This is a genomic window from Bacteroides intestinalis DSM 17393, assembly GCF_000172175.1.
Classification (GTDB): domain Bacteria; phylum Bacteroidota; class Bacteroidia; order Bacteroidales; family Bacteroidaceae; genus Bacteroides; species Bacteroides intestinalis.
In genome coordinates this window covers 927539-940724 of the sequence record NZ_ABJL02000007.1, presented here as the reverse complement: position 1 = coordinate 940724, position 13186 = coordinate 927539, and the positions used below count along the sequence as shown (strand labels likewise).

The following is a 13186-nucleotide window of genomic DNA, read 5'->3' as shown; positions in this document are numbered from 1 at the left end:
TCAAATGAAAAATTACAAAAGAATAGCCAACATCATTTTACTCTCCTATTGTATAACCTCTCTTTTGTCCTGTCAGAACAATCCGGATACAACAATCTGGCGACTGTGGTATGATCAACCGGCAGAAAAATGGGAAGAAGCCTTACCTATAGGAAACGGACGCATCGGTGCTATGGTATTCGGTGGTATCACGAAAGAAAAGATACAATTGAATGAAGAAACGGTCTGGACAGGAGAACCAAACAGTAACTCGAACCCAGATGCTCTAAATGCAATTCCTGATATCAGGAAACTTATTTTTCAGGGTAAATACAAAGAAGCACAGAAACTGGTAGATGAGAAAGTCATATCAAAAACGAACCACGGAATGATCTACCAACCTGTAGGAGACCTCAACCTCACCTTCCCGGGACATGAAACGGCAAAAAACTACTACCGTGAACTGGATATAGAATCCGCCATAGCCAAAACACGCTATACAGTCAATGATGTCGAATATCAACGGGAAATATTTACGTCATTCACCGATCAAGTTATCGTAATACACCTGACCGCATCCCGGAAAGGTAAAATTGTTTTTTCGGCAGAGTTGAATAGCCCTCAAAAAAGCCAGACAATAACATTAGAAAACGGCCTTTCGCTACAAGGTTCTACGGAAGGGCACGAAGGTTTAGAGGGCAAAATATCATTTAGCACTTTGGTAAAAATCGTACCAGAGAAAGGGCAAATGAAAACGGAAGCCTCCAGAATAACCGTATCCAATGCTGATGCCGTAACAATTTACGTCTCCATAGCAACAAATTTTGTAAATTATGCTAATCTGAGTGGTAATCCGGATCAAAAGGTGAAATCATATCTTCAGCATGCAACTCAAAAAGATTATGCAAAACTGAAAACAGACCATATGGACTACTATAGAGATTACTTCAATCGGGTGAAATTCAAACTAGATGTCACTGAAGCAATTCAAAAGACAACAGATGTTCGTATCGCCGAATTCGCTCAAGGCAAAGACCCGAATTTGGCAGCACTTTATTTCCAATTCGGACGTTATCTGTTAATTTCTTGTTCACAACCCGGAACACAACCGGCAAACTTACAAGGAATATGGAATGAGAGGATGAAACCTGCCTGGGATAGCAAATACACCACCAATATCAATCTGGAAATGAACTATTGGCCGACAGAAATCACCAATCTCAGCGAATTACATGAACCTTTAATACAAATGATCAAAGAACTGGCTGTGACAGGTGGACATACTGCCAAAATCATGTATGGAGCCCGGGGCTGGATGTTACATCACAATACCGACCTATGGCGAACTACCGGTGCTGTAGACAGATCCGGCCCAGGAATGTGGCCTACCTGTGGCGCCTGGCTGTCAAGACATCTATGGGAACATTTTCTCTACTCCGGCGACAAGACATATTTGGAAGAGGTCTATCCCATTATGAAGGGAGCCGCCCTTTTCTTACTTGATTTTGCAGTTGAAGAACCGGAACACCATTGGCTGGTTATTGCCCCATCCAGCTCTCCGGAAAATACTTTCGACAAAAAGAATAAACTTACAAATACTGCCGGAGTTACAATGGATAATCAACTAATGTTCGAACTATTTTCTAATCTCATATCCGCAACTGAAATATTAGAAAGAGATCAGCATTTCGCTGATACTTTAAGACAAATCCGTACACGGATACCTCCAATGCAAATAGGTCGTTACAGTCAGCTACAGGAATGGATGCATGATTTGGATGATCCTAATGACAAGCACCGCCATATCTCACACTTATATGGATTATTTCCCGGAAACCAGATTTCACCGTACAGGACACCTGATTTATTCAATGCTGCACGTAACTCTTTAAATCACAGAGGAGACGCATCTACAGGATGGTCAATGGGATGGAAAGTTTGTCTATGGGCCCGTTTCATGGATGGTGACAGAGCATATAAGCTCATAACAGAACAACTGCGATTAACCGGAGATAAAAATACGGAATATGACGGTGGAGGAACTTATCCTAATCTACTGGACGCGCATCCTCCTTTTCAGATTGATGGTAATTTCGGGTGTACGGCCGGTATAGCCGAAATGTTGTTACAAAGCCATGATGGAGCTCTCCACATACTTCCGGCACTCCCTAGCGCTTGGAGAAATGGTATAATCCAAGGATTAAAAGCAAGGGGTGGTTTCTTAACAGACATTGAATGGAAAAACGGACAGGTAAAGACTATAAAAATAAAGTCTAACTTAGGAGGTAACCTGAGGATACGCACCTCCACTCCGTTACAAGTTGTCGGTGAGGCAAATTTAGTAAAGGCTCAAGGCGACAATCCTAACCCTTACTACAAGGTATATGAAACCCCTCCTCCAATCATATCCTCAGAAGTCGTATTAGCCTCTTCGAAGATACCCGATACGATCGAATATGATTTATTGACTCAACCTGGAGAAGAATATATTTTCTATTGCCAATAAAGTAGCTACATCTACAATTAATATATTATAATCTGTAGAACAATTATTTTAATTTAAAATCGTTTCATTATAAAACAAAGAATCTATGAAAAGAAAACACATTATCGCTATTATCTGTCTGTTTTGTTTGTCCTTTCAATATGAGATTACAGCTCAGAACAAAAGCAAAGTAGACGAAATACGGGACGAATTACTGAATCCCAATAATAATTCTGTATTGGTAGTCGCCCATCGGGGAGATTGGCGGTATGCACCGGAGAATTCATTGGCTGCCATTGAGAACGTCATCAAAATGGGATGTGATGTGGTAGAAATCGACATCCAAAAAACCAAAGACGGGCATCTCATACTTATGCACGATAACACATTGGACAGAACAACTACGGGACATGGTAAAATAAGCGATCAGACTTTGGATGATGTCAAAAAGCTGAAACTAAGAAATGGTTTAGGCATACATACAAGGCATACCGTACCAACATTGGAAGAGGCATTACTCCTGGCAAAAGATAAGATTATGATAAACCTGGACAAAGCCTACCCCTTGTTTGATGAAGTATATGAGTTATTGAAAAAAACAGGAACGACCAAACAGATCATCATGAAAGGTAGTCAGCCTGTGGAACAGGTAAAAAAAGAATTTGGTAAATACCTGGACAAAGTTATTTTTATGCCTGTGATTAATCTGGATAAAGCCAATGCACAGCAAATGATTGAAGATTACATGAAAAAATATCCTCCGCTTGCTTTTGAGTTCTCCTATGTATCCGATACAAATACATTACCCAAAGAAATGGGCAAACGGTTAAAAGGGAACTGTCTTATCTGGTACAACACATTGTGGGATACAATGTCCGGTGGACATGATGACGATATGGGTTTGAGAGATCCCGACAAAGAATACGGATACCTGATCGATACATTAAATGCACGTATCATCCAGACGGATGTACCGGAATTTTTAATTAAATATCTGAAAAACAAAAATATGTAGTACATAATAATCCCATCAAAAAAATGAAAAAATTACTATCCACCATCAGTTTACTTTTTATCGTAATCACCTTATGGTCTCAGCCAAAAGAGCAGATGATAAAAGTATTTGTTTCTCCCGACCATACAGACTGGCTGTATAAACCGGGAGAAACCGTAAAGTTCAATATCAGGATAACAAAGAACAATATTCCGTTGCAAAATGCAGATGCCTATTACGAACTTTCGTATGACATGATGCCTCCACTGAAAAAAGAAAGTGTGAAATTAAAAAACGGAGAACTAACAATTAATGGAAGCACCATGAATATCCCTGGATTTATGCGTTGCCGGGTATGGACTAAACACGAAGATAAGACATACAGCGGATATGCAACAGCCGCATTTGCACCCGAGGACATAAAGCCCACCACTACTTTGCCTACTGACTTTGAAGCTTTTTGGGAGAAAGCGAAATCAGAAAACTCCAAAATACCCATCGATTCACGGCTACGTTTACTCCCGGAAAGATGTACAGGAAAGGTTAATGTGTATGAAGTTAATATACAGAATTACCGTATAGGAAGCCGGCTTTATGGCATACTGTGCATTCCTAAGGCACCAGGTAAATATCCAGCAGTACTACGCGTACCGGGCGCAGGGATACGTCCTTACAATGGGATGATTGTAGAAGCAGAAGACGGCCTGATTACACTTGAAATAGGAATTCATGGAGTCCCTGTCACGATGGATCCGGTCATCTATAATAATTTACTATATGGAGGATTGAACCAATATCAATATATGAATTGGGACAATAGGGATGAAATTTATTTTAAACGGGTTTATATAGGATGTGTCCGTGCAGCAGACTATATTTTTTCAATGGATGAATTCGATGGAGAAAATCTGATCGTGTATGGAGGCAGTCAAGGCGGTGCATTAGCTATTGTTACTGCTGCTTTAGATCCGCGCATAAAAGGTTTGGTTTCCTTCTACCCGGCCCTCTGTGATTTAAACGGCTATGTACATGGTCGGGCCGGGGGTTGGCCTCACCTCTTCCGGAATTCAACAGAGAGTCCGGAGATCTTGAAACAAAAAACCAAAAATACACCTTACTATGATGTCGTAAACTTTGCCCGTAAAATAAAAGTTCCAGGATTCTATTATCTGGGATATAACGATATGACATGCCCGCCCACTTCTATGTATTCAGCATATAACACGATTACAGCCCCAAAAGTATTAGAAATAATGGAGGAGGCCGGACATTTTAGTTATCCGGAATTATGGCCTAAAGCAAAAGCTTGGATCTATACTCATCTTCAGGTTAATCAATAAAGAAATTATGCATAGGTATTAATTTTACGAGGATTTGAGACTGTTTTCTTTTTAGGGCTGGCTGGATAAGTCAGCCCTAACATCGTATTAAACTGGAAATATATTTTTTCAATCTGAAAAACAGACCAATCGAAACTACATCACACTTAAACTATACTTGCGTCATACCCTCTTCGTACCTTCCTCGTACCAACTTCGCTATTTTCTTTCCACTATAGAAGCGAAGAAAACGCGAAGAAGGTAAAAATCAAAAGAGAAAAAGAACAAAAGCCAATAATGACAAATCCCTTCTCTTTCTTCTCACAGATGAAAACTTTTCCGCACGGATTGTTGCACCAAGTAAAAGTTTGTTTTATTTTTGTGCCTTAACAATACAATTTATAACCTAATAGGCGAAAAACATTATCAATTATGGATACAAGCAAGATTGTCGGAGAAAAAATCAAGTCGCTCCGTGAAAGCCAGTCAATCAGCATTGAGCAGTTGGCCGAACGTTCCGGTTTAGCCGTAGAACAGATTGAACGCATTGAAAATAACATTGACTTGCCATCACTGGCTCCACTCATCAAGATAGCCCGCGTACTAGGTGTACGCTTGGGAACTTTCCTTGACGACCAGGACGAAACGGGTCCTGCTATCTGCCGCAAAACGGAATCCAAGGACACCATTAGTTTCTCTAACAATGCTATCCAGAGCCGCAAGCACATGGAATATCATTCCCTGTCCAAGTCGAAAGCAGACCGCCACATGGAACCTTTCATCATCGACGTAGCCGCTACGGAAGACAGCGATTTCGTACTCTCCTCACACGAAGGTGAAGAGTTTATTATGGTTATGGAAGGTATTATGGAAATCAGTTATGGCAAAAATACATACTTGCTTGAAGAAGGAGACAGCATCTATTATGACTCCATCGTTCCGCACCACGTGCATGCTTACGAAGGCAAAGCAGCAAAAATTCTTGCAGTAATCTATACACCCATTTAAGGATGGTAGGATGGTAAGATGGTAGAATGATAGGATTACTATTCTAATCTTATCACCATACCATCTTACCATCCTATCACTTTTATAATATTATCACTTCATTTATGCTTTACGAAAGAACACTCGGCCAATGGCTGGAGCACTGGGCAGAGACTACGCCCGATAAAGAATACATTGTTTATTCCGACCGCAACCTGCGCTTCACCTGGAGCCAGTTCAACCGACGGGTAGACGACATGGCGAAAGGACTAATCTCTATTGGTGTAGAACGCGGAACCCATGTAGGTATATGGGCTGCCAACGTCCCCGACTGGCTTACGCTACTGTATGCCTGTGCCAAAATCGGTGCCGTCTATGTAACCGTAAACACCAATTACAAACAAGCCGAACTGGAATACTTGTGCGAAAATTCAGATATGCATACCCTCTGCATCGTGAACGGTGAAAAGGACAGCGACTTCGTGCAAATGACATATACCATGCTGCCGGAATTGAAAAACTGCGAACGCGGACACCTGAAAAGCAAACGTTTCCCACACATGCGCAACGTTGTTTACGTAGGCCAGGAGAAACATCGTGGTATGTACAATACGGCTGAAATTCTCCTACTGGGTAACAATGTGGAAGACGAATGTCTGAATAATCTGAAAAGTCAGGTAACCTGCCATGATGTGGTAAATATGCAATACACATCAGGTACCACCGGTTTTCCGAAAGGAGTTATGCTCACCCACTATAACATTACCAATAATGGTTATCTGACGGGAGAGCATATGAAGTTCACAGCCAATGACAAACTATGTGTCTGTGTACCTCTGTTCCACTGTTTCGGTGTAGTGCTTGCCACAATGAACTGTCTGACTCACGGTTGCACGGAAGTCATGGTAGAGCGCTTCAACCCGCTAGTAGTTCTTGCCTCTATACATAAAGAACGCTGCACAGCTCTATACGGTGTGCCCACCATGTTTATTGCCGAGTTGCATCATCCCATGTTCGATATGTTCGATATGTCCAGCCTGCGCACAGGCATCATGGCAGGTTCGCTCTGCCCTGTGGAACTGATGAAACAGGTGGAAGAAAAGATGTATATGAAAGTTACGAGTGTATATGGTTTGACAGAAACATCGCCGGGTATGACAGCCTCACGCATTGACGACCCATTCGATGTGCGTTGCAATACTGTAGGACATGATTTTGAACATACCGAAGTCATGGTTATCGATCCTGAAACCGGAGAAGAATGCCCGGTAGGTGTACAAGGTGAAATGTGTAACCGGGGCTATAACAATATGAAAGGGTACTACAAGAATCCGCAAGCCACGGCCGAAGTCATTGATAAGAACGGCTTCCTCCATTCCGGTGACCTCGGAGTAAAAGATGAAGATGGTAACTATCGTATCACGGGACGCATCAAAGATATGATTATCCGTGGTGGCGAGAATATCTACCCACGTGAAATAGAAGAATTCCTTTATAAACTGGAAGGCGTGAAGGACGTACAAGTTGCCGGAATTCCATCAAAAAAATATGGTGAAGAAGTAGGTGCTTTCATCATACTGAAGGAAGGGGCAGATATACACGAATCGGATGTACGCGACTTCTGCACAGGCAAGATCTCGCGTTACAAGATACCGAAATATGTATTCTTCATTGACGAATTCCCGATGACGGGAAGTGGTAAGATACAGAAGTTCAAATTGAAAGATGTAGGATTACAACTTTGCAAGGAACAAGGAATCGAGATAATCTAAAAAATTCAACATAAAGAAACAGGCTGCAACTTAATAGTGCAGCCTGTTTTTTATGCTTAATTTCGTAATCCTCAATTATCCCAGCGGTAGCGTAAAGAAGAATGTCGTTCCTATTCCTTCGCCGGAACGTACCCAAATGCGTCCACCCATCCGTTCCACCAACATACGGGAAACAGTCAGCCCCAGCCCGGTGCCTTGTGCAAAGTTATTAATCTTGCCGAAGCGTTCGAAAATCTTCGCCACCCGGTTGGCAGGAATACCAATACCCGTATCTTTTACGTAGAACTGTACAATATTGCCGCGTAACTGATAACCAAAATGTATTTCTCCGGTAGGAGTAAATTTAGCAGCATTACTCAACAGATTCATCAATACCTGCATAATGCGCATTCGATCTCCCATCACACACAACTCCTCATCCACATCGTCCAGTATCAAAATCACGCCTTTATTTACTTTCAACCGATGACTGTCATATTCTTCAAGGCAAGCATGATAAAGGTTCACCTTCTCACGAACAAATTCCAAAGTCCCTGATTCCATTTCAGACAAGTCCAGAATATCATTAAACAAACACAACAACAATTCCGAATTTTTCTCGATAATATTGCAATAATCCTCCTTGTCTCCTTCGTGCCCCGGATCGATAACCAACCTTGAGAATCCAACAATCGCATTCAATGGAGTACGGATTTCATGACTCATATTTGAAAGGAACGCAGATTTTAATCGATCGGACTCTTCTGCCTTTACACGGGCAGCAGCCAGTTCACGTAGCGCATTCACCCGGCTCGTCACATCCCGACACATACATAATAAATATTTATCTCCCAAAGGACATACCAGATTTTCATAATGATGCATCTCTCCTTCAAACCACAATGAATGTTCTCCTATGCTGGTACAACCGGTACGCATCACTTTCTCCATATTCGCCCGGATTTTGCGGTATTCTGATTCCGGTACTATATCTTTCAGATTAGGATGTGACTTATCCTCACCGGATAATCCCTCTACATGATTGGTATCAGGAGAGGACAGTAGTTCTATATAATCCAGATTATAATCAAAAACAGTCAACATATCCGGGATAGCGTCCAGAATTTCTTTACCGTATTGCTTACGGAAGCGCTCCAAGTCTTCATCCTGGCATGAAGAATCCGGAAGAGTACGATTTTCCAATTGCTCCTCTAATTTCCGGATAATCTCCAGTAGTTCTTCTTTTGTTTTATCTTTATAGTCCTTCATTTCAAGGCCGATATGTTGTTGAGTGTTACATTCGGGCAACAAATATACTATTCTTTTCAATTATATCAACATATATTGCGAGCTTTTATTTAAAAAAAACCAATAGCTTTTGCCCTACTAATCAGAATGTTCTATCTTTGCATCACTTTTTATTTTAAATCATTGATTAATATGTCTAAAGAATTATTCTCTACTCTGCCCTACAAGGTGGCAGACATTACGCTTGCCGACTTCGGTCGCAAGGAAATCGATCTGGCAGAACAAGAAATGCCCGGCCTTATGGCTCTTCGCGAAAAGTATGGAGAAACAAAACCGTTGAAAGGCGCTCGTATAATGGGTTCCCTGCATATGACCATCCAGACAGCGGTACTGATTGAAACCCTCGTGGCACTGGGCGCCGAAGTACGCTGGTGCTCATGTAACATATATTCGACTCAAGACCATGCTGCTGCTGCTATCGCTGCAAGTGGTGTTCCCGTATTTGCCTGGAAAGGTGAAACACTGGCTGATTACTGGTGGTGTACGCTTCAGGCGTTGAACTTCCCCGGCGGCAAAGGTCCTACGGTAATCGTTGACGATGGCGGTGACGCTACCATGATGATACACGTAGGGTACGAAGCGGAAAGCACTGCCTCTATTCTGGATAAAGAAGTCCATGCGGAAGATGAAATAGAACTGAATGCTATCCTGAAGTGTGTATTGGCTGCAGATCCTACCCGTTGGCATCGCGTAGCTGCCGAAATGCGTGGCGTTTCAGAAGAAACTACGACAGGTGTACACCGTTTGTATCAAATGCAGGAAGAAGGGAAATTGCTGTTCCCGGCATTCAATGTGAACGACTCAGTGACGAAGTCTAAATTCGATAATCTTTATGGTTGCCGTGAATCTTTGGCCGATGGTATCAAACGTGCCACAGATGTAATGATTGCCGGTAAAGTAGTAGTGGTTTGCGGTTATGGCGATGTAGGTAAGGGATGTTCACATTCCATGCGTTCATACGGTGCCCGTGTACTGGTTACGGAAGTAGACCCGATCTGCGCCCTGCAAGCTGCAATGGAGGGCTTCGAGGTAGTAACTATGGAAGAGGCTTGTACACAAGGTAATATCTTTGTTACTACAACAGGCAATATCGACATCATCCGCATCGATCACATGGAGAAGATGAAAGACCAGGCAATTGTCTGCAATATCGGCCACTTCGACAATGAAATCCAAGTGGATGCTCTTAAGCATTACCCCGGCATCAAATGTGTGAATATCAAGCCACAGGTAGACCGCTATTATTTCCCCGACGGACACAGCATTATTCTATTAGCCGATGGTCGTCTGGTGAACCTGGGTTGTGCTACCGGTCACCCGTCATTCGTTATGAGTAACTCATTCACCAACCAGACATTAGCTCAGATTGAGTTGTTCAACAAGAAGTATGAAACCGGTGTTTACCGTTTGCCTAAGCATCTTGATGAAGAGGTAGCACGTCTGCACCTTGAGAAAATCGGTGTGAAGCTGACGAAGCTGACTCCCGAGCAAGCTGCCTATATCGGTGTAACTGTAGACGGACCGTATAAAGCCGAACACTATCGCTATTAAAATAACGAAATTGACAATTGACAATTGACAATGGCTATGCAGAATGACAGCGCAGCTTAATTGTCAATTGTCAATTGTCAATTTCATAAAAACCCCGTTTTTATGAAAAAGCTCCTCCCTGACCTCCTGGTCATTCTTACGTTTGCAGTACTTTCGTTCGCCTACTTCTTTCCGGCGGATATAGAAGACCGCATTCTTTTCCAACATGACACGGCTGCCGGTGCAGGTGCCGGACAAGAAGCAAGCTTGTATCGTCAGGAAACCGGTGAGTATACGCGCTGGACTAACTCCTTATTCGGTGGTATGCCAACTTACCAGATAGCCCCCAGCTACGATTCAACTCAACCGCTGACATGGGTGCAGAAAGTGTACCGACTATTTTTACCCACATATGTCAACCTGACGTTTATTCTGATGCTGGGCTTCTTCATCCTGCTGCGTGCATTCGGCATACCTACATGGCTGGCAGGGTTAGGCGGATTAATGTGGGCATTCTCGTCCTACTTCTTCATTCTGATATCTGCCGGACACATCTGGAAGTTTATCACACTGGCATATATACCGCCCACGATAGCAGGTATCGTACTGGCATACCGGGGTAAATATCTGGCAGGAGGTATCGTTACAGCATTGTTCATTGCCCTGCAAATTCTGTCGAACCACGTACAGATGAGTTATTACTTCCTGTTCGTCATCCTCTTCATTGCAGGAGCCTATTTTGAAGATGCATGGCGCAACAAGACCTTGCCACAATTCTTTAAAGCTAGCGGTGTGCTTGTAGTAGCTGCATTGATTGGCATATCCGTCAATCTATCAAACCTGTATCACACTTACCAGTACAGCAAAGAAACCATGCGCGGTAAAAGCGAGCTTGTAGAAACCGGTGATGCAGCCAAACAAACCAGTAGCGGACTGGATCGTGACTACATCACTCAATGGAGCTATGGTATCGGCGAAACCTGGACCTTGTTAGTGCCTAACTTTAAAGGTGGTGCCTCCGTACCTCTCATCCTGAATGAGACAGCCATGGAAAAAGCCAATCCAACCTATTCCGGACTATACCAGCAATTACCCCAATACTTTGGTGACCAGCCGATGACCTCAGGTCCTGTATATGTAGGTGCTTTTGTACTCTTCCTCTTTATCTTGGGTTGTTTTATAGTCAAAGGTCCATTGAAATGGGCATTAGTCGGAGCTACATTCTTCTCCATTGTTCTTTCATGGGGCAAGAACTTCATGCCACTGACTGATTTCTTCATCGACTATATACCTATGTATAGTAAGTTCCGTGCCGTATCGTCCATTCTCGTTATTGCAGAATTTACAATTCCACTACTAGCTATCTTTGCGCTGAAAAAGATTCTGGATGAACCAGAGATACTCAAGAAGAAGATGAAGTTTATAGGTGTCAGCTTGGCACTTACTGCCGGCGTAGCCTTGATATTAGCCATTATTCCCGGAGCTTTCAGCTCAACTTTCATCCCTGCAAAGGAAGCACAAATGCTACAGAATGCGGTCAATCAGCAAATGATTCCTGCAAACGAGTTGTCCGGCATCCTCTCTAATATGGCGGAAATGCGTGCTGCAATGGTTAGTGCCGATGCACTGCGTAGCTTTATTATTATCGTAATTGGTTGTGCACTGTTGTGGCTTTACTATAGTGGAAAATTAAAGAGACCCTATATTATTGCAGGCATTGCCATTCTTTGCGTGATCGATATGTGGGGAGTCAACAAGCGCTATCTGCACGATGATCAATTCGTTCCACGTTCTACCCAAGTTGATACTTTCAAAAAAACGAAAGCTGACGAAATCATCCTGCAGGACACTGATCCGAACTACCGTGTACTGAATTTCTCCGGAGATGCATTCAACGAGAATAATACTTCCTACTGGCACAAGAGTGTGGGCGGATATCATGCTGCCAAGTTGCGTCGTTATCAGGAGATGATCGAACGGCACATTTCTCCTGAAATGCAAGCCACCTATCGGGTTATTGCCACCGCAGGCGGAGAAATGGACAGCGTAGATGCTTCCAAATTCCGCATCCTGAACATGCTGAATACGAAGTATTTCATCTTTCCTGCCGGACAAGGACAGACAGTGCCTATCGAAAACCCGTATGCTTACGGTAATGCATGGTTCGTAAATAAAGTGGAATATGTGGATAATGCAAATCAGGAAATAGATGCATTGAATACTATACTTCCAACGGAAACTGCCGTAGTAGATACACGCTTCAAAGATATTCTGAAAGGTGTTACCACCGTTCATAAAGACAGCCTTTCCAGCGTACGCCTGACGAATTACGAACCGAACCGTCTGGTTTATGAAACAAATAATTCAAAGGATGGTGTAGTCGTATTCTCCGAAATCTATTATCCGGATGGCTGGATAGCTACCATCGACGGAGAACCTGCCGACATTGCCCGTGCAGACTATATCCTGCGCTCCATGTATGTACCTGCTGGAAAACACACCATTGAAATGCGCTTTGATCCGAAGAGCTTGCATGTAACAGAAGGTATTGCTTATGCAGCACTGGCTCTAATGGTGATAGGTATTATGATAATGGTGATTGTATATAAAAAGAGGTTAAGCTCTTCCAAAAGCTAAAGCCTAGCAAAACTAATTTTTCTTTATTACAAAATGCGCCTTAAAAGTCTGTAGCAAACTTTTAGGGCGCATTTCACATTATATCCGAAGTTATTTATACCCGTTGGCGGAATTAACGGCCTCCTCCCCGTGCCCGAATAGAGACCAGGACCGGGTTTGGGCAGTATCCGATCCGTACCAACTCCGTAGTAAATTC

General features: G+C 42.8%; 8 protein-coding genes. 7 read left to right on the top strand and 1 reads right to left on the bottom strand.

Annotated elements, in window-relative coordinates:
- The first annotated feature begins 4 nt into the window (after positions 1-4).
- The 5 genes from BACINT_RS07310 to BACINT_RS07290 all read left to right on the top strand — a co-directional run bounded on the left by BACINT_RS07310 (position 5) and on the right by BACINT_RS07290 (position 7536).
- On the top strand, positions 5-2485 hold the full coding sequence (locus tag BACINT_RS07310; protein WP_007661872.1) for a glycoside hydrolase family 95 protein: 2481 nt from the start codon (positions 5-7) through the stop codon (positions 2483-2485).
- 85 nt (positions 2486-2570) lie between these two features.
- The gene (locus BACINT_RS07305) at positions 2571-3479 is read left to right on the top strand and encodes a glycerophosphodiester phosphodiesterase family protein (RefSeq protein ID WP_007661871.1); all 909 of its coding nucleotides are present in this window, start codon (positions 2571-2573) and stop codon (positions 3477-3479) included.
- A 23-nt stretch (positions 3480-3502) separates the two neighbouring features.
- Complete coding sequence (locus tag BACINT_RS07300; RefSeq protein WP_007661870.1) at positions 3503-4798, top strand: acetylxylan esterase; 1296 nt, start codon at positions 3503-3505, stop codon at positions 4796-4798.
- Positions 4799-5209: 411 nt separating this feature from the next.
- Positions 5210-5785, top strand: coding sequence for a helix-turn-helix domain-containing protein (locus BACINT_RS07295; protein ID WP_007661869.1), 576 nt, complete (start codon positions 5210-5212; stop codon positions 5783-5785).
- Between the two features lie 104 nt (positions 5786-5889).
- Positions 5890-7536, top strand: coding sequence for an AMP-binding protein (locus BACINT_RS07290; protein WP_007661868.1), 1647 nt, complete (start codon positions 5890-5892; stop codon positions 7534-7536).
- Between the two features lie 75 nt (positions 7537-7611).
- Here BACINT_RS07290 and BACINT_RS07285 read toward each other — a convergent pair whose 3' ends face one another.
- Positions 7612-8784: a PAS domain-containing sensor histidine kinase gene (locus BACINT_RS07285; RefSeq protein WP_007661867.1), complete on the bottom strand. Its 1173-nt coding sequence runs from the start codon at positions 8782-8784 to the stop codon at positions 7612-7614.
- 171 nt (positions 8785-8955) lie between these two features.
- On the opposite strand from BACINT_RS07285, the gene ahcY reads away from it, so the two are divergent.
- Positions 8956-10374: an adenosylhomocysteinase gene (gene ahcY, locus BACINT_RS07280; RefSeq protein ID WP_007661865.1), complete on the top strand. Its 1419-nt coding sequence runs from the start codon at positions 8956-8958 to the stop codon at positions 10372-10374.
- Positions 10375-10476: 102 nt separating this feature from the next.
- Positions 10477-12990 (top strand): YfhO family protein, encoded by a 2514-nt coding sequence (locus BACINT_RS07275; protein ID WP_007661864.1) that lies wholly within the window; start codon positions 10477-10479, stop codon positions 12988-12990.
- Positions 12991-13186: the final 196 nt, after the last annotated feature.

Bases quoted from the DNA above. Each gene is read 5' to 3' on its own strand.
- BACINT_RS07305 (WP_007661871.1), top strand. From the start codon at position 2,571: ATGAAAAGAAAACACATTATCGCTATTATCTGTCTGTTTTGTTTGTCC.
- BACINT_RS07295 (WP_007661869.1), top strand. From the start codon at position 5,210: ATGGATACAAGCAAGATTGTCGGAGAAAAAATCAAGTCGCTCCGTGAA.
- BACINT_RS07310 (WP_007661872.1), top strand. From the start codon at position 5: ATGAAAAATTACAAAAGAATAGCCAACATCATTTTACTCTCCTATTGT.
- BACINT_RS07275 (WP_007661864.1), top strand. From the start codon at position 10,477: ATGAAAAAGCTCCTCCCTGACCTCCTGGTCATTCTTACGTTTGCAGTA.
- ahcY (WP_007661865.1), top strand. From the start codon at position 8,956: ATGTCTAAAGAATTATTCTCTACTCTGCCCTACAAGGTGGCAGACATT.
- BACINT_RS07290 (WP_007661868.1), top strand. From the start codon at position 5,890: ATGCTTTACGAAAGAACACTCGGCCAATGGCTGGAGCACTGGGCAGAG.
- BACINT_RS07300 (WP_007661870.1), top strand. From the start codon at position 3,503: ATGAAAAAATTACTATCCACCATCAGTTTACTTTTTATCGTAATCACC.
- BACINT_RS07285 (WP_007661867.1), bottom strand. From the start codon at position 8,784: ATGAAGGACTATAAAGATAAAACAAAAGAAGAACTACTGGAGATTATC.